Source organism: Streptomyces sp. NPDC057682 (genome assembly GCF_042799575.1).
Classification (GTDB): Bacteria; Actinomycetota; Actinomycetes; order Streptomycetales; family Streptomycetaceae; genus Streptomyces.
Map to the genome: position 1 here is coordinate 153,200 of NZ_JBHVIN010000009.1, position 25,131 is coordinate 178,330.

Here is a 25,131-nt window from a genome sequence, read left to right on the forward strand (position 1 = left end):
GCGGTCTCCTTCTTCTCGGCTGCCGCGGCGGGGCCTGAAGCGATCGGCACCCCGCCGCGGGGTGCCGTGCTGTGCCGGTCGCGTCCGGCGATGCGAGAAGAGACCGTGTTCATGCCCGAGTTCCCTCAGCAGTCCACGCCCGAGCCCCCGGCCGGCGCCCCGTCCCCGATGTTCGCCTTCCCCACCCTCTGCACCCCGCGCGGCCCGGTGCCCGAGGACGCCCCGCGCTGGAATCCGCAGCGCTCCAGCTCGATGCCCTCCCACCGCTACCGCCCGGCCTTCGCGCGCGTGGACGTACCCCTGACCGACCGGAGCTGGCCGTCGGCCCGTACCGAACAGGCCCCGCTCTGGGTCCCGGTCGACCTGCGCGACGGCAACCAGGCCCTGGCCGAGCCGATGGACACCCCGCGCAAGCGCCGGATGTTCGATCTGCTGGTGGCGATGGGCTACAAGGAGATCGAGGTCGGCTACCCGTCCGCGAGCCGCACCGACTTCGACTTCGTCCGCCATCTGGCGACGAGCGGGGCCGTACCCGACGATGTCACCCCGGTGGTGTTCACCCCGGCCAAGGCCGATCTGATCGAGCGGACCTTCGCCTCCGTCGAGGGCCTGGACCGGGCCGTCGTCCACCTCTACATCCCGACCGCCCCGGTCTGGCGCGATGTCGTCCTGGGGCGCGGCCGGGCGGAGCTGCACTCCATGGTGCTGGACGCGGCGCGGCTGATGGACCGGCTGGCGGCGCGGCCCGGGGCGGACATCCGCTTCGAGTTCTCCCCCGAGGTCTTCGTGCTGACCGAGCCGGACTACGTCCTGGAGCTGTGCGACAGCCTCACCCGGCTGTGGGAGGCCTCGCCGGACCGTCCGGTCATCCACAACCTCCCGGCCACGGTGGAGATCGCGACGCCGAACGTCTACGCGGACCAGATCGAGTACATGCACCGCCATCTGGACCGCCGCGACTCGGTGATCCTCTCGGTGCACCCGCACAACGACCGGGGCACCGGGGTGGCCTGCGCGGAGCTGGCCGTGCTGGCGGGCGCGCAGCGGGTGGAGGGCTGCCTGTTCGGCAACGGGGAGCGCACCGGCAACGTCGACCTGGTCACGCTGGCCCTCAACCTCCACGCCCAGGGCGTGGACCCGATGGTGGACTTCTCGGACATCGACGAGATCCGCCGCACCGTCGAGCACTGCAACCGGCTGGCCGTGCCGCCGCGCCATCCGTACGGCGGCGATCTGGTCCACACCGCGTTCTCCGGCACCCACCAGGACGCGATCAGCAAGGGCTTCGCCCACCGCGAGCGGACCGGCCAGGAGCGGTGGGAGGTGCCCTACCTGCCGATCGACCCGGCGGACGTGGGGCGTACGTACGAGGCGGTCATCCGGGTCAACAGCCAGTCGGGCAAGGGCGGCATCGCCCATCTGCTGCGCGCCGGGCACGGGGTGGGCCTGCCGGAGCGGATGCGCGCGGACTTCTCGCGGACGGTGCAGCGGGCGACGGACGACAGCGGGCGGGAGGCGAGTGCCCAGGATCTGTGGGACCTGTTCGCGGCCACGTATCTGGCGCCGGGCGGGGACGAGCGGGTCGTGCTGACCTCGTGGTCGGCGGAGACGACCGGGTCCGGTGAGTGCCGGTTCGTCTGCTCGCTGCGGGTGGACGGGCGCGAGGGCGACTACGAGGGGACGGGCGGCGGCCCGGTCTCGGCGTTCACCCACGCCCTGGAGGCGGCGGGGGTCCCGGTCGCGGTGCTCGATTTCGCGGAGCACGGCGCGGAGGGCGGTGCGGCGCCGGGGACGGTCACGGCGTACGCGGAGTGCCGCTCCGGGGGGACGGTGCGCTGGGGCGCGGGCCGGGCGGACTCGGCGGTGGCGGCCTCGGTGGCCGCGGTCCTCTCGGCGGTGAACCGGATGGACGTCCCGGTCCCGGCCCTCGACTGAGCGACGGGGGAAGAGGCGTGACGCACCCCGGCCGGGGGAAGGGCGGTTCCCCCGGCCGGGGCGGGAAGGGGGCGCACCCCGGCCGGGCGGTGGGGGGTGGGGGGCCGGCCGGGATGCGCGGGGAGAGATGGCTTCTGGTGGATGCCGCCCGGAGGAACCGCTCGCGGGCGCTGCTGCCGGGTGCTACTTGTACGCGCCGAGCGCCTTGGTGAAGGCCAGCGGCTCCTGGGCGATCGAGCTGCACGAGGCGTCCGCGGTGGGCTTGGGGCCGCCGGCGCACTCCTTGTCCCGGGTGCCGGACCACATCGCCAGCCAGGCGAGGCCCTTCTCCTTGGCGAAGGCGGCCAGTTGGGTGGCGTCCTCGACCTTGAAGACCTCGGTGCTGACGTCGTTCACGCCGATCATCGGGGTCACGGCGACGGCCTTCCAGGCGTCCGCGTCGGAGAGCCCGAGGACTCCCTTGATCTGGGCCTGGGTGGCGGTGGCGGCCTGGATGGCGTAGGTGCCCATGTCGCCGCTGTACGAGGCGCCGTAGTCCATCGCCATCACGTTGACGGCCCCGACGTCGACGCCGTTCTTCTTCGCGTCGGCGATCAGGTCGACGCCGGGCTGCGTCAGGCCCTCGGGCATCACCGGCAGGGTGAAGGAGACGTCCAGACCGGGGTGGGACTTCTGGAGCTGGGCGATGGCCTGGGCGCGGCGGGTGTTGGCGGCGGTGTCGGGGAGCGCCCCGCCCTCGATGTCGAAGTCGACCTTGGTGAGCTGGTAGGTGTCGACGACCTTGCCGTACGCGGCGGCCAGGTCGGCGGCCGAGGAGCAGCGCAGGGCCAGTTCGGAGCCGGAGGCCCCGCCGAAGGAGACCCGGACGTCACCGCCGGCCGCGCGCAGGGCACCGATCTGGGAGGCGACATGGTCGTCACCGAGTCCGGTGACGCCGCCCCACAGCGGGGCGCAGCCGCCGCCGGAGGTGATGAAGGCCAGGTTGAACTGCTTCACGCCCGTCTTGGCCGCGGTGTCGAGCAGGTCGTACGCGGGGTAGAGCGAGGTGTCCACGTACGGGGCGAAGCGGGCGCCCCCCGCCGTGCCGCCGCCCCCGGTCTGCGTGGGGGTGGGGGTGGGCGTCGGCGTCGGGCTCGCGGTCGCGGTGGGCTTTCCGGTCGGGGTCGCGGAGGCCGTCGGGGTGGGGGTGGCGGTCTCGCTGGGGCGGCCGCTGGGCTCCGGGGTGGCGCCGGTGTCGACGGAGCACGCGGTGCCGTCGATGCGGCAGCCGGTGGGGTCGGCGGCCGTTGCGTCGGAGGTGGTGACGAAGCCGATAGTGACGGACCGACCCGGCGCCAGCTCCTTGTCCCAGCTCGCGGGCTTCACCGTGACGTGCTGTCCGCTGACGGTGTGTTCGCCGTTCCACAGCGAGCTGATCCGGGTGCCGGCGGGCAGGTCGAACTCCAGGGTCCAGTCGGACCGGGCGCTGCCGGTGTCGTTGGTGACGACGTACTGCCCGGTGTATCCGCCGGTCCAGCCGCTGGTCCGGGTGTACGCGGCACCCACGGCGGCGGCCTGGGCCGTGCCGGTGAGGGCGAAGACGGTGCCGCCGATCACGGCCGCGGCGACGACCGCGCCGATCGCCTTCGTCCGGGTGCTCACGGTGCGCCGGTGCGTGCTGGTGCCCATCGCGTTCCTGCCTCGTCATACGGAAGTGGGGGATCCGGAAGCACGCTAGCGGCCCCGATTCCGGCAAAGCGCCTTATTCGGGCGGCTGTTGGCGTTCTTAGGGCGGACTTAAGGAACGCATCGGCGCGGGTTAAGAACGGGGCGCGGGAGCGCGGCGGGGGGACTGTGGGCCGGTCAGAGGCGGGGGCCCGCGCCGGAGCGCGGGCGGGGGCGCCGGCGCAGCACCCCGCGCCGCTGCCGTCCCACCCGGTGGCCGCGCCCGCGCCCCTGCGGGTCCTGCGGTCCGAGCCCGATCCAGATCCGGACCTCCGCACCGCCCAGCACCGAGCGCCCGATCCGCACATCGCCGCCGGTGGACTCGGCGACCCGGCGCACGATGTCGAGGCCGAGCCCGGTGGAGCCGACCGTGCCCCGCGCTCCCCCGCCGCTGCCGCCGCGCGCCAGCGCCGCCTTCGGGTCGGCGATGCCGCGCCCGGCGTCCGAGACGAGCACGATCACGGCGTCCCCGCTGTGGTGGACGTCGACGGCGAAGGCGGTGCCCTCGGGGGTGTGGCGGAAGACGTTGCCGAGCAGGGCGTCGAGGGCGGCGGCCAGTTCGGGGCGGGCCACCGGGATGCGTACGGTCCGGTCCACCCCGGCCAGCCGTACCTCCCGGCCCTCGTCCTCGGCCAGCGCCGACCAGAAGGCCATCCGCTCGCGGATCACCTCGGAGGCGTCGCAGCCCGCGCCCGGACCGCCGGACTGCCCCTGGGTCTGGGGGCGTTGTTCGCGGGCGGTCCGGATGATGGTGTCGACCTCCCGCTCCAGCTGCTCGACGGCGGCCCGGGTCTGCTCGGCGGCCGGGCCCTCGCCGAGCGAGGCGGCGTTGAGCCGGAGCACGGTGAGCGGGGTGCGCAGCCGGTGCGAGAGGTCGGCGGCCAGTTCCCGCTCGTTGGCGAGGAGCTGGACGACCTGGTCGGCCATGGAGTTGAACGCGACGGCGGCGGAGCGCAGTTCGGTGGGCCCCTCCTCCGGGACGCGGGTGCCGAGCCGCCCCTCCCCCAGGTCCTGGGCGGCGTCCGCCAGCCGCCGGGCCGGTTCCACCATGCGCACCCCGAGCCGGTCGGCCACCGCCACGGAGCCGACGACCAGCGCGATGCCGACGGCCGCGAGCATCAGCCACGCGGTGGTGACCCCGGTGGAGACCTCGTCCTCGGGGACGAAGACCTCGACGACGACGGTGCCGCGCGAGCCCAGCGAGGTCGGCTGGAGCAGCGCGGAGCCGCCGGTCACCTCGGTGATGGCGGCCCGCCCCGACTTCCGTACGGTCTCCAGGTCCGCGCGGGTGGCGCGGCGGGTGCCGATCTCCACGGCGGTGCTCCCGGTCTCGCCGGAGGCCGGGACGTGGACGGCCATCCGGCCCTCGGCGCCCGGCTCGGTGGTGAGGACGGCCTTCTGCAGTTTGTCGCGGTCGGTGGTGATGGAGAGCGTGGGGCCGATCGTGGCGGCCTGCCGCTCGGCGTCGGAGAAGGCCCGGTCGCGGGCCATCTCCTTGACGACCAGGCCGAGCGGGACGGCGAAGGCGACCACGACCATCGCGGTGACGGCCAGACAGACCTTGACCAGGGCCCATCTCATGCGGGCGGCTCCGGGGCGGCGGGCGGCTGGAGCTTCACGCCGACACCGCGCAGGGTGTGCAGATAGCGCGGCCGGGCCGCCGTCTCGCCCAGTTTCCGGCGCAGCCAGGAGAGGTGGACGTCGATGGTCTGGTCGTCCCCGTAGGACTGCTGCCAGACCTCGGCGAGCAGTTCCTTGCGGGCGACCACGACACCGGGCCGGCCCGCCAGGAAGGCGAGCAGGTCGAACTCGCGCCGGGTCAGGTCGAGTGCGGTGCCGTCGAGTTCGGCGCTGCGGCGCAGCGGGTCGATGGAGAGCCCGCCGACCTGGATGACGCGGGGCGGCGCGGTCCGGCCACCGGTGCCCCGGGAGCGGCGCAGCACGGCGGCCATCCGCGCGGACAGGTGCTCCACGGAGAACGGCTTGGTCAGATAGTCGTCGGCGCCGTCGTTGAGCAGCCGGACGATCTCGCTCTCGTCGTCGCGGGCGGTCGCGATGATGACGGGGACGTCGGTGATGCCGCGCAGCATCTTCAGCGCCTCGGCACCGTCGAGATCGGGCAGTCCGAGGTCGAGGATGACCACGTCGAACCGGAAGTGGGCGACCTCGCGCAGCGCTTCGAGCGCGGTGCCGACGCTGCGCACGGTGTGCGAGGCCTCGGTCAGGTGCCGGATGAGGGCGGAACGTACGAACTGGTCGTCCTCGACCACGAGCACACTGGGCATGGGCGGCACCGTACGCCATTCGGGTCCGTTCCGGACACGGTCCGGCCGGGGAGGGGGCGGGGAACGGGCGGGGAGGACACCGCCGGGACACGTGGTGCAGGATGTGCCCCGATGCAACGAGGACTCGTACACACGCTCGCGTGGTCGCTCGCCACCGGCGCCGCGGTCACGCTGACGTGGTGGGGCGTGCACACCGTGATGGCGGGGACGGCGTACGACCCGCCGCGCGCGGTGCCGATCACGACGGACGACCGGGACGCGGCGACGACGCTGGCGTCCTCCACGCACCGCCCGCGCCCGACGCCCTCGGCGGCGCGCACCGCCCCCGGGGCCACGCCGACGCCGTCGGCGGCCCCGTCCCGGGCACCCTCGCACACCCCGGCCGGCTCGCCGAGACCGGCGGCCGCCTCCTCGGGCACGGCGCGCAGTTACGCCACGGACGGCGGCCGGGTCGTCTTCGAGTTCCGCGCGGACGCGGCGACGCTGGTCTCCGCCACCCCGGACCAGGGCTGGTCGGTGCAGGTGTGGACCAACTCCACCTGGATCCGGGTGAACTTCGCCAAGGTCGACGGCACGACGGTGTCGGTCTACTGCACCTGGCACGACCATCCGCCGAAGGTCGACGTGGTGGCCTCCTGACCGCGCGGGGCCGGCCGGTTCAGTCGAAGGCGCCGGGGGGCGGGGCCGGGGAGGCCTTGGCCGCGGCGTCGTGGACGGGGCTCGCACCACCGGTGAAGTCGGCCAGCTCCGGACCGTGGAGCACCCGTCCCGGATGCGGATCGGTCGCCACCCTGCGGGTCAGCTCGGCGGTCCTCGGCGCGGTGTCCGAGGCGAGCAGTACGGCGTTGCCGAAGCGCCGGCCGCGCAGGACGGCCGGATCGGCGGCGAGGGCGAGTTCGGGGAAGAGGGCGGCCGCGGTCGCGATCTGGCCGCGCAGATGGGCGAGCGGCGGGCCGTCCGCGAGGTTGGCCGCGTAGCTCCCGCCGGGCTTCAGGACGCGGCGGACCTCGGTGAGGAATTCGGTGCTGGTGAGATGGGCGGGGGTGCGGGCGCCGCTGAAGACGTCGGCGATGACGAGGTCGGCCCAGCCGTCCTGGATCCTGCCGAGTCCGGCGCGGGCGTCGGTGGCGCGGACCCGGATCCTGGCCTGCGGGTCCAGCGGCAGTTCCCGGCGGACCAGGGCGACGAGCGCCTCGTCCACCTCGATGACCTGCTGGGTGGAGCGGGGCCGGGTGGCGGCGATGTAGCGGGCCAGGGTGAAGGCCCCGCCGCCCAGGTGCAGCACGTGCAGCGGCTGTCCGGCGGGGGCCGCCAGATCCGCGATGTGGCCGATCCGGCGCTGGTAGGAGAAGGAGAGGTACGCCGGGTCGTCGAGGTCCACATGGGACTGCGGGGCGCCGTCGATCGTCAGCGTCCGGGCGCGCGGGCGCTCCCGGTCGGGCACGAGCGCGGCGAGCCCGCCGCCGACCGGTTCGGAGACGGTGGCGGCGGCGCCGGAGCCGCGCGCCGAACGGCGCCCGGTCCCCCGGTCCGCCCGCTGCCTGCGGTCGCCCGTACCGCCGGACGTTCCTCTGCGTGCCACTGCCCCTCGTCCCCGCTCCGTGCCGTTCCCCCCATTATGGGCGGCACCCCGGGACGGACGCTCAGCGGCAGTTGTCGGCCGCCTCGATGAGCCGGGCGGCCTGGTCGAGCGCGGCCCTGAGCACGGCCGGGTCGGTGACGGGGGTGTTCTCGGCGGGCGGCAGCAGCCAGCCGCTTCCGGCGGCCGGGGGGTCGGCGGGGATGCGCAGTCCCCGGCCGTCGGTCCGGGTGCAGGCGCTGCCCGGTACGTCCCAGCCCTGGGCGGTGCCGGGCGGCACCAGGAAGCCGACCGTGGCGCAGGCGCCGTCGTGGATGACCGGGCCGACGGCCTCCTGGGCCGCGCCGCGGCGCAGGATGTCGACCGCCTCCAGGCCCTGCCGCGCGGGGACGGTGACCAGGTCGCAGGGTTCGGGGACCGGGGGCGCGCCGTCCCCGCCGGCGGGCACCTCGGTGCCACTCGTCGCGGTCGCGGCCGTCGTCGTCGCGGGCGTCCGCGCGCCGGTCGCCGTGCCGGGATGCAACAAGGGACCTCTCCTCTCATCGCCGGACGGAGCCGGACTCCGCCACCGCATGGACCAACGCGCGGACCGCGTCAAGGGCTACGGTGCAGCACCGCCGCAAAGGGTGGCAGTTCATGGCGGATCGTGGGCGAGATACCCGTTTTGTCGGGAAACGCTGGGTGTGTGCCTCGTCACGGCAGGTACGTTCTTGCCCGCCGGGAGACCCGGCAACCGGCTTCCGGCTCGCACCAGAGAGGGCCCCGCCATGGTGTCGACAGGGGCAGTTCCCAACCTCGCCTTCCGGCGACTGCGCGGACAGCGGTCCGCCGGGGAGTTCGCCGCCGCGGTACGCAGGTCCGCCCGCGAGATCGGCGAGCAGGTCGCGTGCGACGCCCGTTACATCGGGCGCGTGGAGTCCGGCGAGATCCGCTGCCCCAACTACGCGTACGAACGGGTCTTCCTCCACATGTTCCCCGGGGCGAGCCTCGCGGACCTCGGCTTCTCCCCGCGTGAATCGGTACGCGGCCGGGCGGCCAGGCCCGCGGCGGAATCCCCGCCGTCCCCGACTTCCCCGCTGCTCGTGCTCGGCAGCGACACCGACGAGGAGAGCGACGTGCTGCGTCGCGCATTCATGACGGGCGGCACCACGGTGGCCGCCTCCCTGGGCCTGGGCCTCGGTGGCCCCGCCGTCGCCCTGCCCCTGCAACGCCGGGTCGGCGAGGCGGAGGTGAACGCCGTCGAGAGGGCGGTGCGCCAGATCCGGCTGCTCGACGACCGGCACGGCGGCGACGGCCTCTACCGGCGCGCCTCGCAGCCCCTGCGCACGGCCTACGCCCTGCTCGACTCCGGCGTCGCCGCCCGCCGCTCCACCGCGGACCGGCTGCACGCCGGCGCCGGCGAACTGGCGATCTCCGTGGGGTGGCTGGCCCATGACTCGGGCCGCTTCGCGGACGCCCGCTCGCACTACGCGGAGGCGCTGGCCACCGCGCGGGTGGCCGGGGACGCGGCGCTGGAGGCGCACGCCTTCTGCAACACCTCCTTCCTGGCCCGCGACACCGGCCGCCCCCGCGAGGCCGTCCGCGCGGCCGAGGCCGGGCAGCGCGCCGCCCGGCCGCTGGGCTCGCCCCGACTGGAGGCGCTGCTCTCGCTGCGCGAGGCGGGCGGGCGGGCCGGGCTCGGGGACCGTACCGGCTGCGAACGGGCGCTCGGCCGGGCGCACACCGCGTTCGCCAAGGGCCCGGGGGCCTCGGACCCGGAGTGGATGACGTTCTTCCGCGAGGCGGAGCTGGAGATGCTGGAGGCGCAGTGCTGGTCGGCGCTGGGCGAGTGGGCGCGGGCCGCCCGGCACGCCCGCCGGGCCACCCGGCTCCAGGACCCGCACTTCACCCGGAACCTGGCCCTCTACCGGACCGAGCTGACCATGGACCTGGCCCGCGCCGGTCTCACCGAGGAGGCCGCCGCGACCGGGCACCGGGTGCTGGACCTGCTCGACCAGGTCCAGTCCTCCCGGATCCGCACGATGCTGGCGAACGCGGCGTCGGTGCTGCGGCCGCGGGTCCGCGGCTCGGTGGACGTCAAGGACTTCCTGGACCGCCACGCGACGGCACGGGCCTCCGTGTAGCGCCGCGCCCTACCGCTCCAGGTGCCCGGTGTCGTTCCAGCGCTCGATCGCCGGGGCGTCGTACGCCCAGCCCAGCACGGAGAGCGAGGTCGGGTCCAGCCGGATGCGGGCCGCGAAGGAGGCGTGCTCGCCGAGCCAGCGCGCACCCAGCACCCGCAGGATGTGGCCGTGGCCGAAGACCAGGACGTCGCGGTCGGCCGAGCGCGCCCACTCCACGACCTCGTCGGCACGGGCCGAGACCTCGTCCAGCGTCTCCCCGTCCGGCACCCCGTCGCGCCAGATGAACCAGTCGGGCCGGATCGCCTTGATCTCGGCCGGCGTCATCCCCTCGTACGCGCCGTAGTCCCACTCCAGCAGCGCGTCCCACGGTTCGGCCCGCCCGCCGAAGCCCGCGACGGCGCAGGTCTCCGAGGCCCGTACGAGCGGGCTGGTGCGGACCTCCAGACCGGGCAGATCCGCCCACGGTCCGCTGTGAAGTCGCTCACCGAGCAGCTTGGCCCCCTCGCGCCCCGAGTCGAGCAGCGGAATGTCCGTCCTGCCGGTGTGATTGCCGCGGACGGACCATTCCGTCCGGCCGTGCCGGGCCAGCAGGATGCGCGGTGCCATGTGACGGTTCTCCCTGGAAAACTGAGACCTGAGGTGCGGAGATCTGAGATCTTGGACTTCGACGGGGACGGATCCGTCCGGGATGGAACGGGCGGAGCGGGGGAACGGAACGTCCGGATTTCCATCATCGCGCACCTGTGCGCGAGGCAACCCGCAGGGCCGTCACGGCGTCCCTGTGACCACAGACAGAATGAGCAGCTGTGGGGTGCCCGCCGGCACCCCCGGGGGAATCGCGGCCGACGTGCACCGTACGGTTGAACGCCCGTCGTCGGCCGCATGAACACATGATGGAGAGCTTCCGGATGCCGCTTGCCACCACCGCGCCCGAGCAGCGCCCCAGGCCCCGCTGGTGGACCGAGCTTCCGCTCCTGGCCCTGGTGTACGCGTGCTATTCGGGCGGCCGGCTCCTGGTCCGCGGCGACGTGTCCACGGCCGTGGACCACGGACTGCGGATCCTGGACCTGGAGAAGGCGCTCTACCTCAACGCCGAGCATCCGCTCAACCGGCTCTTCACCGCCCATGCCTCCATAGGCATACCGGCGGACTTCGCCTATGCCTCCCTGCACTACGTGGTCACCCCGGCCGTGCTCATCTGGCTGTTCCGGCGCCACTCCGAGGTCTACCGCCGGGCCCGTACCTGGCTCATGACCTCCACGATGCTCGGTCTGATCGGCTTCACGCTGATGCCGACCTGCCCGCCGCGGCTGCTGGACGCCACGCACGGCTTCGTCGACACGATGGCCCAGTACAGCGCGTACGGCTGGTGGGGCACCGAGGCCAGCGCCCCGCGCGGCATGGGCGGCATGACCAACCAGTACGCGGCGATGCCGAGTCTGCACGTGGGCTGGGCGCTGTGGTGCGGCATCCTGCTCTGGCGCCACGCCAAGCACCCGCTGCTGCGGGCCGCCGGGGTCGCCTACCCGCTGATCACCGTGTTCGTCGTGATGGGCACCGCCAACCACTACTTCCTCGACGCCGTGGCAGGTGCCGCCGTGATGGGGGTCGGGGCGCTGCTGGCCCGGCCCGTCATGCGTCTGGCCGACCGGGTCAAGGCGGCGGTGGGTGCGCGCTTCGCCCGGGTGTCCGCGCCGGTGGGCACCCCGGATGTCAGTGCCGGATGCAAGACTTCCGCGGGTGAGCGAATTCCCGGCCAGCGGACCTCCTCCGCAGACCCCGCCGACAGCGCGGCAACCGGCCCGGCTGCCCCGGCCGACGTCACCGCCGGAGCCGGGCGGGCCACCGGCGGCGACCCTGCGGCGGCGACTCGCTGAGCTGAGGGGGCCGGCGGTCGCGCCGCGTCCGCTGGACGCCCGCGCGCTGGCCGCCCTGGCCGCCAATCCCGGCTGCAGACGGCGCGCGCTGCTGGACGGGGCGGGGGTCGACAAGGGCGCCCTCGCCACCGCCCTCGGCTCCCCGGCCCCGTTCGGCCAGTCCCAGTTCGCCTTCATGCGGGGCAACGCCTTCGAGGCCCGCGTCAAGGCCGACGGGGGTACGGAGCTGATGCGGCTGCTGCACGACCGCTTCGGGGTGCCCGGCGAGCCGCCCCGGGACGTGGCGGTGCCCGATCTGGCGGCGGCCGGCCCCGAGGGGCGCGCGGCCCGCACCGCGCTGGCCCTGCGCGAGGCGACCGGCTCCGGCGGCTGGACGCTGCTCGACCACCCGATGCTGGCCCTGGAGGTGGCGGGCTCCCCCGCCTATCTGGAGCCGGACGCGGTGGTGGTCCATCCCGACGGCACCTGGACGGTCGTCGAGATCAAGTCCTTCCCCATGATCGACGGCTCCGCCGACGCCGCGAAGGTCGGCGCCGCCGCCCGCCAGTCCGCCGTCTACGTCCTGGCGCTGGAGCGGGTCGCGGACGCGACCGGCGGGGCGACGGTGGACCACCGGGTGCTGCTGGTCTGCCCCAAGGACTTCTCCAACCTGCCCACCGCCTCCGTCGTCGACGTCCGCAAGCAGCGCGCGGTCACCCGCCGCCAGCTGACCCGGCTCACCCGGATCGAGGAGATCGCCGACGCCCTCCCCGAGGGCACCACCTTCGACCCCGCGTCCTCGCCCCAGGAGCTGTGCACCGCCGTCGACGCGGTCGCGGCGGCCTATGCGCCGGAGTGCCTGGCCGCCTGCGAGCTGGCCTTCCACTGCCGGTCCCGGGCCCGGGACGCGGGTGCGGTCGAGGCGCTGGGGCGCGGGGTCCGCGGTGAGCTGGGCGGACTGACCACGGTCTCCGGGGTGCTGGCCGCCGCCGCGGGCAAGGAGGGCGATCCGGCGGACCCGACGGTCGCCGCGCTGCGCCGGGCGGCGGCGCTGCGCGCCGAGGCGCTGGAGGGCGGTGCGGCATGTCGCTGATCACCACCCTGGCCCGGCTGGAGGCCGTGGAGAGCGGGCGCGCGCAGCCGACGGCCACGGTCCGCCACCGCCATCTGGTGGAGCGGCCGCTGGTGCTGGTGCCGCTGACCACGGCGGGCGAGGCGGGCGCGCCGCTGGGCGCGCTGGTGGGCACGGACCGGGACGCGCCCCGGCTGCTGACGGTGGCCCAGCCGCGCGACCGGGATCTGCGCTTCTCCTTCCTGGCCGAGCTGGCCGAGGCGGTCCTGCCGGCCGTCGAGGCGTACGCGGACGAGGTCGAGCCCGTCGAGCGGAACGAGACGGATCCCGCGACGGGCAGGCGGACGAAGGTCGAGGCGGAGCTGTGCCTGGACGCGGCGCAGCTGATCGTGCCGAGCCGGGCGGGCATCGAGTTCGTCCGGCTGCTGGGGCGCTCGATGCGGTTCCGGCGCACCGCCGAGGACGATCCGGACACCCCGTATCCGGCGCCCGTCCGGGTGCCGCTGCTGGGCCGCTGGCTGACGCACTACGGGGAGCGGGCCCGGGTGCCGGGCTCCTCGCTGCTGCTGGCCGCCACGGACCTGCTGAACCGGCACTGGGCGACCGGCCAGTCCTCGCTGGAGGACCAGCATCTGGGCGCCCTGCTGGCCTGGATCGATCCGCCGGCGGGCGAGTCGGGGGCCGAGGCCGCGTTCCGCGCCGAGCTGGCCAGGGACGCCGGTGGCCAGTTGCTCTGTCCGCCGGCCGGTCCGGCCACCGATCCGGACTTCGACAACCGGCTGCTGGCCCCGGCGATCGAGCGGTTCGACCGGGCGCGCACGGCGCTGGCCTCGGCCGAGGACGGCCTGGCGGCCGACGCCCGGCTGGCGGAGCTGACGGCGGCCGAGCGGGAGATCCGGGGGCTGCTGGCCGGGGTGATGCGGCCGACCTGGGACGCGGTGTGGCACGCCCTGGACCTGCTGCGGGAGCTGCCGGAGGGGGCCGGGGCGGAGGACCGCTGGACGCGGGACCGCTGGTCGTTCACCAGCCACCGCGACCGGGTGCGGGCCGGTGAGCCGCCGCAGCCGCGCCGGGACGACGCGGTCACGGCCGCCCGCAAGCTGGCCGCGCGCGAGACGGCGCAGGCCCAGCTGGAGGCCCAGGAGGCACTGGACGATCCGCTGGTGCTGGCCGGCCGTCGGCTGGCGGGCGAGGCGTTCCTCGGCGAGGTGGCCGCGGTGGAGATGGCGTACAGCGAGTCCAAGCGGCCCTCGCCGCGCCCGCTGGTGACCGTGCGCACCGACGAGCGGCCCCAGCTCGGCGAGCGCGTGAAGGTCTACCGCACGCTGGACGGCAAGCCGCAGACGGCGGAGTTCGCGGGGTACGGCCCGGCGGACGGCGAGGACGGCGCGCCCGCGCTGGTGCTGCGGATCCTGGACCGGATGGGCCGGGGCAGGGAGCCGGCGCCGGGGTCCGTTCCCGGGCCGGGTGAGCGCATCGCCTGGACCCTGTTCGAGCACGACCAGCGCGGCGGGCCGCGGCTGCCGGACGCGGAGGAGACGCCGTGGACCCACGGCGGCCCGCCCGGCGGCGCCGACACCGCCGAGCGTCCCGACCCCGTGACCCCGGAGGACCTGCTGTGACGGCCGTATTCGACCCGGGCGCGGCGGCGGACCTGGCCACCGCCCGGATCCTGGAGGACACGCTGCACGGGACCGCCCGGGGCATCGTGGTGGACTCCCCGCCGGGGGCCGGCAAGTCGACGCTGGTGGTGCGGGCCGCGCGGGAGCTGGCCGCGGCCGGCCGGCCGCTGATGGTGGTGGCGCAGACCAACGCGCAGGTCGACGACCTGGTGGTACGGCTGGCGGAGAAGGACCCGGGGCTGCCGGTGGGCCGGCTGCACAGCAATGACTCCGACCCGTACGACAAGGTGCTCGACGGCCTGGACAACGTGCGCAAGTCGGCGAAGGCGGCGGATCTGGCGGGGCTCGACGTCGTCATCTCGACGGCGGCGAAGTGGGCCCATGTGAAGAACGTGGAGCCGTGGGGGCACGCGATCGTCGACGAGGCGTACCAGATGCGTTCGGACGCGCTGCTGGCGGTGGCCGGGCTCTTCGAGCGGGCGCTGTTCGTCGGTGATCCGGGCCAGCTGGACCCGTTCTCGATCGTGGGCGCGGACCAGTGGGCGGGGCTGAGCTACGACCCCTCGGCCAGCGCGGTGAGCACGCTGCTCGCGCACAATCCGGAGCTTCCGCAGCACCGGCTCCCGGTGTCCTGGCGGCTGCCGGCCTCGGCCGCGCCGCTGGTGTCGGACGCCTTCTACCCGTACACCCCGTTCCGCAGCGGTACGGACCACGGGGACCGGCGGCTGTCGTTCGGGGTGGCGTCGGACGGTTCGGCGGCGGACCGGGTGCTGGACGAGGCGGCGGAGTCGGGCTGGGGGCTGCTGGAGCTTCCGGCCCGGCACACCCCGCGCACCGATCCGGAGGCGGTCCGGGCGGTGGCCGGGGTGGTGCGCCGGCTGCTCGACCGGGGCGGGGCCGCCGTCAGCGAGCGCTCCGAGGTTCCCGCTCCGGTGACGGCGGACCGGGTGGCTGTCGGCACGGCCCACCGGGACCAGGCGGCGGCGGTGCGGGCGGCCCTCGCCGAGCTGGGGGTGTCCGGCGTCGCGGTGGACACGGCCAACCGGCTCCAGGGCCGCGAGTTCGATGTGACGGTGGTCCTCCATCCGCTGTCGGGGCGCCCGGACGCCACCGCGTTCCATCTGGAGACGGGCCGGCTGTGCGTGCTGGCGTCCCGGCACCGGCACGCGTGCATCGTGGTGTGCCGGGAGGGCGTGGCGGAGCTGCTGGACGAGCATCCGTCCACGGAGCCGGTGCAACTGGGGGTCACGGTCAAGTTCCCCGACGGCTGGGAGGCGAACCACGCGGTGCTGGCACATCTGGCGGAACACCGGGTGGCCTGGCGCCCGTGACCACCGCACCGGCCCCCGGTCCGTCCGGCGCCGAGCGCGTCGCCACCCGACTGACGGACGGAGTCCGGCACGCCGCCGGAGGCGGCCAACGGCTACAGCCCCCGACGGCTGGGAGGCGAACCACGCGGTGCTGGCACATCTGGCGGAACACCGGGTGGCCTGGCGCCCGTGACCACCACACCGACCCCCGGTCCGTCCGGCGCCGAGCGCGTCGCCACCCGACTGACGGACGGAGTCCGGCACGCCGCCGGAGGCGGCCAACGGCTACAGCCCCCGACGGCTGGGAGGCGAACCACGCGGTGCTGGCACATCTGGCGGAACACCGGGTGCGCGCGGGGTGTTGAGTGCGGGGGCGCGGGCGGTCGTGGGCACCCCGGGGCGCCCTTGCGCCCGCCCGGACAATGGAGGGTGGCCGCCCGGCCACCGGAGGAGGACGACACCCATGGCACAACCCGAGCGGAACGAGCAGCAGAGGCTGCGCCCCGCACCGCTGCTCTTCGAGCCGTCGGCGGCGGTCGCCGATCCCGAGCACTTCTTCGACCTGGAGTCGATGGAGGACCCGAAGGAGCTGCTCGGCCGGGCCACCGAGCTGACGCTGGCGTTCCGCGCGGCGACGGACCGGGCCGTGGAGTTCCAGGCGATCGCGGCGGCCCAGCTGGCCGATCCGCGCCGCTTCGACCGGCTGTCGACGGCGGACATCGCCCGGCGGGCGGAGTGGACCGAGGACTACGCGGTGAAGATGGTGGAGTTCGGCCGCAGCCTGCTGAACGAGCGCCGGCCCTGACGCGGTGACCGCGGGGGGGGCGGCACGGGACGCGGAGGTGCCGGCGGCCGGTTCTCCGGGCGTCCGGCGGGGTGCGGCGGGCAGGGCCCCGGAGGGCGTCGCCCGTGCCGCTCCGATGACTCCGCGTAGTCGCGTCGACCCACCTGGCATATGCCAGCCGCGCAAGATACCCCCTGGCACCCCACCCTGTCCCGATTTTCGGCAACTCTCGGAATCCGTGTGATCACTCCGGGTAGACCTGTGCACATGACCGCATGGCTGCCTGACGAAACGACCCTGCATCACGGCGACGGCCCCCGCACCCCCGCCGGGGGCGACGGCGAGGACATCTTCGCCCTCCTGCGCGAGCAGGCCGGGAACCGGACCGCCCAGGTGACCGCGGCCGGCGCCGCCTGGCTGGCCGGGGCCACCGCGTATCCGCGCAGCACCCTGGCCCAGTGGGAGTCGCATCCCTCGGCCCCGGGCGTCCTGCCGTGCGGCTCCGCCTTCGACGTGGTGAACGTGCCGACGCTCTTCGGGCGGCGGATGCTGGAGCATCTGTGGGCGGACGGTCCGGGTTCGGGTCCGGTCGCCTCGCACAGGGGCCGGATGCTGCTCTTCGCCAGCCCCGGCACGGCCCAGCGACTGCCCTCGCTGCTCGACTGGGAGGAGTGGGGCTGCGGCCCGTCCGGGCCCTCCGGGCGGACGGCGGCTGGCCCCGGGGACACCGCCCCGCGGGTGCCTCCGCTGCTCTGCCACGGCGCCGGGGACGCGGTGACGGTCCCGCCCCTGACCTGCGGTCCCGGGTACACCGGACCCCGCTGGCTGGTCGCCCCGGACACCCGCAGTCCCTGGCTCCCGGGGCCGGACGCGCTGCTCTGGGCCTGTGTCCGGGTGGCCCGCGCGGTGCCCGCTCCGCCCCCGCGTATTTCGATTTTTCCTCCCGCCGATCAGGGTGCTAAGGTCTACGACGTCAGCAGGCGCCGCTAGCTCAGTTGGTTAGAGCAGCTGACTCTTAATCAGCGGGTCCGGGGTTCGAGTCCCTGGCGGCGCACCGACGGAAGAAGCCCCTCGCGGAAGCGGGGGGCTTCTTCGTTGTCCGGACACCCTCCGAGGCCGCCTCAGGTGCCGGTGGTGATCCGTACGGTCCACGCGCCCGACGGCGTCCGGTCGGCCACCTCGACCGTGGCGTGCCCGCCGGGCACCGAGTAGGTCTCGCCGACCCGGAGCGGGGCGTCGGCGAGCGGCGGGTAGACGGAGCGGTCCCAGCAGGCGTCGGTGCCGGGGTGGGTGTCGAGGACGTCGACGGGGCCGCCGCCCGAGGGGGTCTCGTTCCGGATCCGGTAGAGGAGCACGCCCTCGGAGCAGGTGGTGCCGTCGTTGCCGGTGGCGCTGCGGGCCTCGATGCCGACGGCGGTGCCCTCGCCGGTCCGGATGACGGCGAGCCGGGTGCCCATGGAGGCGCCGCGGACGGGCACGGAGGACATCGGTTCCAGGGTGAGCACCCGGCTGCTCTGGACGCAGACCACCTGCCGGTCGTCGAGCCAGCCCAGCTTCCACTTGTGCCAGCCGAAGAGGTCGGGGGCGAGGCCGAACTGGCTGCCCATGACGTCCCAGTCGCCGACGTAGGTGTCCCAGTCGCCCTTGCCGTCGGAGGGGCGGTGGTAGAGGTCGGGCAGGTCGAAGACGTGGCCGGTCTCGTGGGCGAGGACGTTGTGGTCCGGCGGGTGGTGCTCGAAGACGGTGACCACGCGCCGGATGTCCGTGCCGTCGGCGCGCAGCGGCCGGTCGAAGTTGACGACCTTGGTGGCGTCGGAGTCGACGCCGGGGGCGTCCGGGTCCGCGACGAGATAGACGATGTCGTACCGGGAGAAGTCGACCCGGGGGTTCGCGGCGTCGATCGCGTCGCGGAGGTAGGCGCTGCGCCGGTCGTCGGCCCAGTCGCGCTGTATGCCGTACGCGGACGAGGGCCGGGGCATCCGGATCCACCGGCGCTCGGGGTGCGGGCGCAGGGTGAACTTGCCGTACGAGGCGCGCTGGAAGAAGCGGGTGGTGGCCGGGAAGTAGTCGGCGGCCAGTTCGGCGGGGGTGGTGAGGGGCCGGGAGTCGGGGAACGAGAGGAAGACCATCACCGCGTCGAGGGCGCGGTCGGGGCGCGGATAGGCGCCGTTCCAGTCGTCCAGGCCGAGGGAGTGGTGGGCGTCGGTGCGGGGCAGGGCGCAGGGTTCGGCCGTGCCGGTGGCGGCGGAGGCGGGGCCGGCCACGAGCGAGGTGGCGGCGACCGCGAGGAGGGAGATCAGTCCGGCGGCGAGCGCGCGCGGGGTGGGTCTCTCCACCCTTCGGGGCCCGTACTGACGCGGCACATCTACCTCCGGTGCGGGTGCGGACTCCAGCGGCCTGGTCACCACCTTGGGGCGGTTCGGGAGGTACGTCCTGTTGGGCTGCCCCACTCGGGTCAGCCACCGGAGTACCCACTATGCTCACGTACAGTCACAATCGATCACCGGAGCAACGCGGAAGAACAGAGCCGCGCAGAAAGAGTCAGTCGCGGACAAAGCGGACGGGTGCCGTCGTGGGCCGTGCGCGGGGGAAGCGGCCCCGGACCGTCGGGGCGCTGGAACGGCCGAGGCACCAGCCTCTATGCTTCACCTCGCTTTCCCGCGCGGTCCGCGCCCCTGACAACGGCGTTCCACGCGGCGGGCCGGTCCGGCCGGAGGCGTCCGGAACAGAACTGCACGGCGGGAGCGAACGGTGAGCGGAACCTCCGAGGGGCCCAGGCCCCCGGCAGGCACGACCCCCTCGTCCCCACCCCCTAAGGTCACGGAACGTGACGAAGCGTGGCGGTGCGCCGGTACGGCCGCCGAGGCGCACGACTACCGGGCGGCCTTCCGGGCCGCGACGCTCCCGATGGCCGTGGTGGACCACGAGGGGCTGATCGTCACCGCCAACGAGGCGCTGGGCGCGCTGGCCGGGACCGGTGCCGCGGCCCTGACCGCGCAGTCGGCCTCGGACCTGGTCGACCTCGGCGCGGACGGCCGCACCTGGCACGCGTACCGCGAGGTGCTGCACGGCCGCCGCTCCCGCTTCCGCTGCACCCGCCGCCTCAAGCACCCCGACGGACGCTCCCTGTGGGCGGAGATCACCGTCGTGCCGATGGCCGCTCCCCCGGACCGGGCGGACGCGGCGGGCCCCGGCCAGGTCCTGATGTCCGTGGCCGACGTCAGCGACCGTCGCGAACTGCGCAAACGATTGCGCCACCTCCAGATGCACGACCCGGTGACCCGGCTGCCCAACCGGACGCTGTTCTTCGAACGGCTCTCGGCGGTCCTGGGGCCGGGCCCGTACCGGGACGACGCCGGCCGGATCGGGCTCTGCTACCTCGATCTGGACGGCTTCAAGGCGGTCAACGACACCCTGGGCCACCGCACCGGCGACCGGCTGCTGGCCGCCGTGGCCGCCCGGCTCACCGACTGCGCCGCCCAGGGCGGGGAGCACGCGCTCGGTCCGCATCTGGTGGCCCGGCTGGGCGGCGACGAGTTCGCCGTCCTGGTCGAGGAGTCGACCGGCACCCGGCAGCTGACCGAACTGGCGCGCACCCTGCTCGGCGCCCTCCAGCAGCCCTTCGACCTGGCCGGCCAGCGGCTCGCGGTCTCCGCCTCGATCGGTGTGGTGGAGCGTCCGGTGGCGGGCACCTCGGCCACCGGGCTGATGCAGGCAGCCGACACCACGCTCTACTGGGCGAAGGCCGACGGCAAGGCCCGCTGGACCCTGTTCGACCCCGAGCGCAACGCCCACCGCATGACCCGCCAGGCGCTCTCCTCCACGCTCCGCCCCGCCGTGGAGCGCGGGGAGTTCACCGTGGAGTACCAGCCGCTGGTCGGGATGGCCGACGGGGTGGTGCGCGGGGTGGAGGCGCTGGTGCGCTGGAACCATCCGCAGTTCGGTCTGCTCGCGCCGAATCGGTTCGTCGCGATCGCCGAGGAGGACGGTTCGATCGTGCAGCTGGGGCGGTGGGTGCTGCGCTCGGCCTGCCGGCAGGCCAGGGCCTGGCAGCTCGCCCACCCGGACGAGCCGCCGCTGTTCATCAGCGTCAACGTCGCCGTACGCCAGGTCTGGGACTCCGACCTGGTCACCGATGTGGCGGAGATCCTCGCCGAGACCGGCCTGGACCCCTCGCTGCTCCAGCTGGAGCTGACCGAGTCGGCGGTGATGGGCTCGGCGGGCCGGCCGCTGCGGGCGCTGCAGTCCCTCAGCGACATGGGGGTGCGGATCGCCATCGACGACTTCGGCACCGGCTACTCCAACCTCGCCTATCTGAGCCGGCTGCCGGTCTCCGCGCTGAAGCTGGACGGCGCCTTCGTCCGGGGCTTCCGCTACGAGGACGGCACGCATCCCACCCCCGCCGACGAGACGATCGTGGAGGCGATGGTGCAGCTGGCCCACCGCCTCGGCCTCACCGTCACCGCGGAGTGCGTGGAGACGGCGGGCCAGGCGGAGCGGCTGCGCCGGATCGGCTGCGACACCGGTCAGGGCTGGCTGTACTCCCGCGCGGTCGCCCCGGAGCGCATCACGGAACTGATCGGCGCGCGGGCCGTGGCCCAGGCCCCGGGCAGCCCGTGACCGTCCCCGGCCCGTGACTGTTCCCGGCCCCGGGCCGTCCGCGGACTCCGGGGCTCAGGCCGCGGGCATCCCGTAGGCGTCGGCGATCAGGCCGTAGCTGCGCAGCCTGGCCTCGCCGCCGTGTGCGTTGGCGGTGATCATCAGCTCGTTCGCGCCGGTCCGCTTGACCAGGTCGTCGAGGCCGGTGCGGACCTCGTCCGGGGTGCCGTGGACGATGTTGACGAGCCAGCTGTCGACGAACTCGCGCTCCATCGGGGAGAAGGCGTACGCCTCCGCCTCCTCGGGCGTCGGGACCAGTCCGGGCCGCCCGGAGCGCAGCCGGAGCATCGACAGGGCGCCGGTCAGCACCTCGCGGCGGGCCTCCGCCTCGTCCTCGGCGGCCAGCGCGGCCACCCCGATCAGGGCGTACGGCTCGTCCAGGACCGCCGACGGCTTGAAGGACTCGCGGTACAGCTCCAGGGCGGGCACGGTGTTCTGCGCCGAGAAGTGGTGGGCGAAGGCGAAGGGCAGCCCGAGCAGTCCGGCCAGCCGGGCGCTGAAACCGGAGGAGCCGAGCAGCCAGAGCGGCGGACGGGCCGGAGACTGGACGCCGCCGTCGGCGGTGGCCTGGACGGGGCCGGGGACGGCGTGGATCCGGGCGTAGGGGTGGCCGTCGGGGAAGTCGTCGTCGAGGAACCGGGTCAGCTCCATGAGCTGCTGCGGGAAGTCGTCCGCGCCCTCGTTCAGCCGGTCGGTGCGGCGCAGCGCGGCGGCCGTGGCGCCGTCGGTGCCGGGCGCGCGGCCGAGGCCGAGGTCGATGCGGCCGGGGGCCATGGCCTCCAGCGTGCCGAACTGCTCGGCGATGACGAGCGGGGCGTGGTTGGGCAGCATGACGCCGCCGGAGCCGAGCCGGATGCGCTCGGTGCGGGCGGCGGTGTGGGCGAGGATCACGGCCGGCGAGGAGGAGGCGACCCCGGGCATGGAGTGGTGCTCGGCGACCCAGTAGCGGTGGTAGCCGCGGGACTCGGCGAGCCGGGCGATCTCCACCCCGGTCCGCAGCGCCTGGCTCGCGGTGCGGCCCTTCCCGACCGTCACCAGGTCCAGTACGGACAGGGGTACGGGCGCCGTCCCCCGCGCCTCGCCACGGATCTCGTCGCCTCGGGTCTCGTCCACGTCCTGGCCTCTCCGGTGGTGCTCGCGTCGTTGCTTCCGGTCCGGAGAAGCCCAACAGGAGGATGACTCCGTTTATTCCGGGCCCCGGTTGTTCCCGGCCCCGGCCGCGCCGCTCCGGGTCAGGGCCGCCGGGTGTGCGCGTACGCCCGGCGCCGGGTGGGGGTCACGGGCGCCGGGGCGGCCTCGCGGCCCGCGAACAGGGCGCCGAGCCGGGGCGCCCAGGCGGGGCGGTCGGCCAGGCGCAGGGCCTCCCGGGCCGCGACCTGGTTGGCCGTGAGGACAGGTTTGCCCAGGGCCTCCTCCAGCGCGGGGAGCGAGCCGACGGTGTGCAGGGCGGTGTCCGGCAGCAGAACCGCGTCGGCCTCCGGGCGGTCCGCCGCCGCGGCCAGTTGCGCCACCCGCTCCGGGCCCCACTCCGCGGCCTCGGCGGCGGACGCCGCGCCCGCCGCGTGCGTGGCGACCACCTCGACGCCCGCCTCGCCGAGGAACGCGGTGAACCGCGCGGCGATCTCCTCGGGGTAGGTGGCGGCGACCGCGACCCGGGCGGCGCCCAGCCTCCGTACGGCGTGGACGAAGCCGATCGAGGTGCTGGAGGCGGGAACGCCCGCCGCTCGGGCCACGGCCATCACCTGGTCGTGGGCGCCCTGCCGCCCGTACAGGAAGCTGCCCGCGTCGCACGCCCAGACGACGGACTGCACCCCGGAGCGCTGGAGCTCCTCGATCCCGGGGAGGAGCAGTCCGGTGGCGCCCAGGGCGCGCAGGGCGTCCTCGCGGTAGGCGTCGTCGGGGCACTCGGTGCGGTGCACGACGAGTCTGATGGTGCTGTCGAGGAGGATCTCCAGGCGCGGGAAGTCGTCCTGTGCGCCCTGGCCCGGGTAGAGGAATCCGACGGTCGTCATGTCCACCCTTCCTGTCCGGTGCGGCACGGCCCGGACGAGACGGGGCGGACCGCGGCGTTCCGGCCGCGTTCCCCGCCTCGGTTCCAGTATTCCTCGCATCCGGTGCGGGGACGCGCCGGTGGAGGTCGCGGCCGGTTGACGGGCCGGGGGGCTGCTGCGAGCGTGGAAGGACCGTCCGTCTCGGCCGACGCGGAGGAACCGCCCGATGCCGGAGCAGCCCGTTCTGCTCGTTCTGGACGCCGATCCGTCACCCCGGCTCGGCGCGCTGACGGGCCGGGTGCGCGTCCGGCGCACCGACGGCGCGGGGCTGGCCGCGGCGCTCGCGGAGGCCGATGCGCTGCTGGTCTGGGACACCGGCTCCGACGCGGTGCGCGGGGCCTGGCCCGGGTCCGGACGGCGTCCGGCCTGGGTGCATGTGGCGGGCCCCGACGTGGACCGGGTGGTCTGCCCGGAGCTGGCGGCGGGCGGGACGGTGCTGACCCGGGCGCGGGGCGTCTTCGAGCGGCCGGTCGCGGAGTACGTGGCCGGGCTGCTGCTGGCCTTCGCCCAGGACTTCCCCGGTTCGCCGGGGAGCCGGCGGGGCCGTACGCCGGTGCTGCTGGCCGGTTCGCGCGCGGTGGTCGTCGGGGCCGGGCCGGTCGGGCGCGAGACGGCCCGGCTGCTGATGGCGCTCGGGGTGGAGGTGGCGCTGGTGGGGCGCACCGCGCGGCGCACGATCCACGGCATGGACGATCTGGACCGGCTGGCCGCGGCCGCGGACCGGGTGGTCGCCGCCCTGCCGCCGACGCCGCTCACCCGGGGCCTGTTCGACCGGCGGTTCTTCGGGCTGATGCAGCCCTCGGCCGTGTTCGTCAACGTGGGCAGCGCGGCCTCGGTGGCCGAGGACGAGCTGGCCGCCGCGGTGCGCGCCCGGTGGATCGCGGGGGCGGCGCTGGACGGACCGGCCGGCGCACCGGCGGAGGTGCCGGGGCTGCTCGTGACGCCCCGCCGGGCCGGGGCGGTCGCGGGCCGGCACGACCGGCTGGCCGAGCAGTTCGTCGCGCTGTACGAACGGTGGGCGGCCGGCGAGGAGTTGCCGCATCCGGTGGACCCGGCGCTCGGCTACACACCGGGTCCGTGACCCCGGCACCGGACACCCGGGATTCGGACACGGGAAGGTCACCCTCCGGCCACCGTTCGATTACATGAGGCGGTTTCCTGCATAGACGTACGGGATCGGGCAGGCGCCAACCCTGTCCGGACTGTGCGACCCCTTCAGGAGATTGCGAACATGGCTGACTTCCCGAACCTGTCCCGCCGGGGCTTTCTCAACCGATCGGCCGCCGTGGGAGGTCTCCTCGTCGTCCCCGGGCTGCTCGCCGCGTGCAGCAAAACCGACTCCGGCTCGGCGGACGGGAAGGGGGCGCTCGACAAGCTCCGCGACCAGGGCTACGTCCGGGTCGCGTACGCCAACGAGGCGCCGTACGGCTACATGGAGGGCAAGGAGCTCAAGGGCGAGGCGCCCGCGCTGCACCGGGAGATCTTCAAGGCCCTCGGGGTCGACGAGCTGAAGCCGACGCTCTCCGACTGGGACGGTCTGATCCCCGGTCTCCAGGCCGGGAAGTACGACGTGGTCAGCGCCGGGATGGCGATCACGCCGGAGCGCTGCGCCAACGCCCTGTTCTCCGAGCCGGAGTTCATCTCCCCCACCGCGATGATGGTGAAGAAGGGCAATCCGGAGAAGATCACCGATCTGGCCTCCGCGAAGGCCGCCGGGATCACCGTCGGCGTCATGGCCGGCGCGGTCGAGGGTTCGTACGCCGAGGGCGCCGGGATATCCAAGGGGAAGATCAAGACCCTCCAGAAGCCGCAGGACGGGGCGGACGCGGTGAAGGGCGGCCGGGTCGACGCCTTCCTGCTGACCGGCATCTCGCTGCGCTGGCTGGCGAAGACCAACCCGGAGACCGAGGTCACCGAGGCCTTCCTGCCGGAGCTGGACGGGGTCAAGCAGTACAGCCCCGGCGGCGCCGTCTTCCGCAAGGGCAACGAGGAGCTGCGGGACGCCTTCAACCGCGAGCTGAAGAAGATCGTCGCGGACAAGTCGCGCTATGTGCAGCTGCTCCAGGACTACGGCTTCGGGGCCACCGAACTCCCGCCGGCCACCCTGAAGACGGCCGACCTCTGCAAGGGCTGACAGGGACGGAACCCACC

General features: G+C 74.6%; 20 protein-coding genes and 1 tRNA gene. 12 read left to right on the top strand and 9 right to left on the bottom strand.

Features of this window, described 5'->3' with window-relative positions:
* The first annotated feature begins 168 nt into the window (after positions 1-168).
* Positions 169-1,935 (top strand): 2-isopropylmalate synthase, encoded by a 1,767-nt coding sequence (locus ACFVDM_RS18565; protein ID WP_383641002.1) that lies wholly within the window; start codon positions 169-171, stop codon positions 1,933-1,935.
* A 183-nt stretch (positions 1,936-2,118) separates the two neighbouring features.
* On the opposite strand, the gene ACFVDM_RS18570 is transcribed toward ACFVDM_RS18565, so the two are convergent.
* From ACFVDM_RS18570 to ACFVDM_RS18580, 3 genes are all read right to left on the bottom strand, one after another.
* Positions 2,119-3,603 carry a cellulose binding domain-containing protein gene (locus tag ACFVDM_RS18570; protein WP_383640497.1) on the bottom strand — a complete coding sequence of 495 codons (1,485 nt, stop codon included), beginning with the start codon at positions 3,601-3,603 and terminating at the stop codon, positions 2,119-2,121.
* A 174-nt stretch (positions 3,604-3,777) separates the two neighbouring features.
* Positions 3,778-5,220, bottom strand: a complete 1,443-nt coding sequence (locus ACFVDM_RS18575) for an ATP-binding protein (protein WP_383640499.1) — start codon at positions 5,218-5,220, stop codon at positions 3,778-3,780.
* On the bottom strand, positions 5,217-5,924 hold the full coding sequence (locus ACFVDM_RS18580) for a response regulator transcription factor (protein ID WP_383640503.1): 708 nt from the start codon (positions 5,922-5,924) through the stop codon (positions 5,217-5,219). Before ACFVDM_RS18580 ends, ACFVDM_RS18575 begins: the two co-directional genes overlap by 4 nt.
* 111 nt (positions 5,925-6,035) lie before the next feature.
* Here ACFVDM_RS18580 and ACFVDM_RS18585 point away from each other — a divergent pair, with 111 nt between their 5' ends.
* Positions 6,036-6,563: a hypothetical protein gene (locus tag ACFVDM_RS18585; protein ID WP_383640507.1), complete on the top strand. Its 528-nt coding sequence runs from the start codon at positions 6,036-6,038 to the stop codon at positions 6,561-6,563.
* Between the two features lie 19 nt (positions 6,564-6,582).
* Here ACFVDM_RS18585 and ACFVDM_RS18590 read toward each other — a convergent pair whose 3' ends face one another.
* Both ACFVDM_RS18590 and ACFVDM_RS18595 read right to left on the bottom strand, forming a co-directional pair.
* The gene (locus tag ACFVDM_RS18590) at positions 6,583-7,506 is read right to left on the bottom strand and encodes a spermidine synthase (RefSeq protein WP_383640510.1); all 924 of its coding nucleotides are present in this window, start codon (positions 7,504-7,506) and stop codon (positions 6,583-6,585) included.
* Positions 7,507-7,567: 61 nt separating this feature from the next.
* A complete protein-coding gene (locus tag ACFVDM_RS18595; RefSeq protein WP_383640513.1) occupies positions 7,568-8,029 on the bottom strand; it encodes a hypothetical protein in 462 nt (153 codons plus the stop codon).
* A 241-nt stretch (positions 8,030-8,270) separates the two neighbouring features.
* Here ACFVDM_RS18595 and ACFVDM_RS18600 point away from each other — a divergent pair, with 241 nt between their 5' ends.
* Entirely contained in the window at positions 8,271-9,626 is a 1,356-nt protein-coding gene (locus ACFVDM_RS18600) for a tetratricopeptide repeat protein (RefSeq protein WP_383640516.1), read from the top strand.
* Positions 9,627-9,635: 9 nt separating this feature from the next.
* On the opposite strand, the gene ACFVDM_RS18605 is transcribed toward ACFVDM_RS18600, so the two are convergent.
* Positions 9,636-10,232 carry a histidine phosphatase family protein gene (locus tag ACFVDM_RS18605; protein WP_383640519.1) on the bottom strand — a complete coding sequence of 199 codons (597 nt, stop codon included), beginning with the start codon at positions 10,230-10,232 and terminating at the stop codon, positions 9,636-9,638.
* A gap of 302 nt (positions 10,233-10,534) precedes the next feature.
* Here ACFVDM_RS18605 and ACFVDM_RS18610 point away from each other — a divergent pair, with 302 nt between their 5' ends.
* From ACFVDM_RS18610 to ACFVDM_RS18635, 6 genes are all read left to right on the top strand, one after another.
* Positions 10,535-11,503, top strand: a complete 969-nt coding sequence (locus ACFVDM_RS18610) for a phosphatase PAP2 family protein (RefSeq protein ID WP_383640522.1) — start codon at positions 10,535-10,537, stop codon at positions 11,501-11,503.
* A 1,062-nt stretch (positions 11,504-12,565) separates the two neighbouring features.
* Entirely contained in the window at positions 12,566-14,176 is a 1,611-nt protein-coding gene (locus tag ACFVDM_RS18615) for a hypothetical protein (RefSeq protein ID WP_383640525.1), read from the top strand.
* The gene (locus tag ACFVDM_RS18620; protein WP_383640528.1) at positions 14,173-15,507 is read left to right on the top strand and encodes an AAA family ATPase; all 1,335 of its coding nucleotides are present in this window, start codon (positions 14,173-14,175) and stop codon (positions 15,505-15,507) included. Before ACFVDM_RS18615 ends, ACFVDM_RS18620 begins: the two co-directional genes overlap by 4 nt.
* 442 nt (positions 15,508-15,949) lie before the next feature.
* The gene (locus ACFVDM_RS18625; RefSeq protein ID WP_383640531.1) at positions 15,950-16,291 is read left to right on the top strand and encodes a hypothetical protein; all 342 of its coding nucleotides are present in this window, start codon (positions 15,950-15,952) and stop codon (positions 16,289-16,291) included.
* A gap of 246 nt (positions 16,292-16,537) precedes the next feature.
* The gene (locus ACFVDM_RS18630; RefSeq protein ID WP_383640534.1) at positions 16,538-17,260 is read left to right on the top strand and encodes a bifunctional DNA primase/polymerase; all 723 of its coding nucleotides are present in this window, start codon (positions 16,538-16,540) and stop codon (positions 17,258-17,260) included.
* A tRNA-Lys gene (locus ACFVDM_RS18635) sits at positions 17,251-17,324 on the top strand. The genes ACFVDM_RS18630 and ACFVDM_RS18635 overlap by 10 nt, the downstream gene beginning before the upstream one ends.
* Positions 17,325-17,391: 67 nt before the next feature.
* Here the strand turns inward: ACFVDM_RS18635 and ACFVDM_RS18640 are convergent.
* Positions 17,392-18,606, bottom strand: a complete 1,215-nt coding sequence (locus ACFVDM_RS18640; RefSeq protein ID WP_383640537.1) for a M6 family metalloprotease domain-containing protein — start codon at positions 18,604-18,606, stop codon at positions 17,392-17,394.
* Positions 18,607-19,021: 415 nt separating this feature from the next.
* Between ACFVDM_RS18640 and ACFVDM_RS18645 the strand changes: the two genes are divergently transcribed.
* Positions 19,022-20,890 (top strand): putative bifunctional diguanylate cyclase/phosphodiesterase, encoded by a 1,869-nt coding sequence (locus ACFVDM_RS18645; RefSeq protein WP_383640539.1) that lies wholly within the window; start codon positions 19,022-19,024, stop codon positions 20,888-20,890.
* Between the two features lie 54 nt (positions 20,891-20,944).
* On the opposite strand, the gene ACFVDM_RS18650 is transcribed toward ACFVDM_RS18645, so the two are convergent.
* Together ACFVDM_RS18650 and ACFVDM_RS18655 are read right to left on the bottom strand one after the other, a co-directional pair.
* Entirely contained in the window at positions 20,945-22,042 is a 1,098-nt protein-coding gene (locus ACFVDM_RS18650) for an LLM class flavin-dependent oxidoreductase (RefSeq protein WP_383640543.1), read from the bottom strand.
* A gap of 119 nt (positions 22,043-22,161) precedes the next feature.
* The gene (locus ACFVDM_RS18655; RefSeq protein WP_383640546.1) at positions 22,162-22,941 is read right to left on the bottom strand and encodes a decarboxylase; all 780 of its coding nucleotides are present in this window, start codon (positions 22,939-22,941) and stop codon (positions 22,162-22,164) included.
* 205 nt (positions 22,942-23,146) lie between these two features.
* Here ACFVDM_RS18655 and ACFVDM_RS18660 point away from each other — a divergent pair, with 205 nt between their 5' ends.
* Positions 23,147-24,061: an NAD(P)-dependent oxidoreductase gene (locus ACFVDM_RS18660; protein ID WP_383640549.1), complete on the top strand. Its 915-nt coding sequence runs from the start codon at positions 23,147-23,149 to the stop codon at positions 24,059-24,061.
* Between the two features lie 150 nt (positions 24,062-24,211).
* Positions 24,212-25,114: an ectoine/hydroxyectoine ABC transporter substrate-binding protein EhuB gene (ehuB, locus tag ACFVDM_RS18665; RefSeq protein ID WP_383640552.1), complete on the top strand. Its 903-nt coding sequence runs from the start codon at positions 24,212-24,214 to the stop codon at positions 25,112-25,114.
* Positions 25,115-25,131 lie beyond the last annotated feature (17 nt).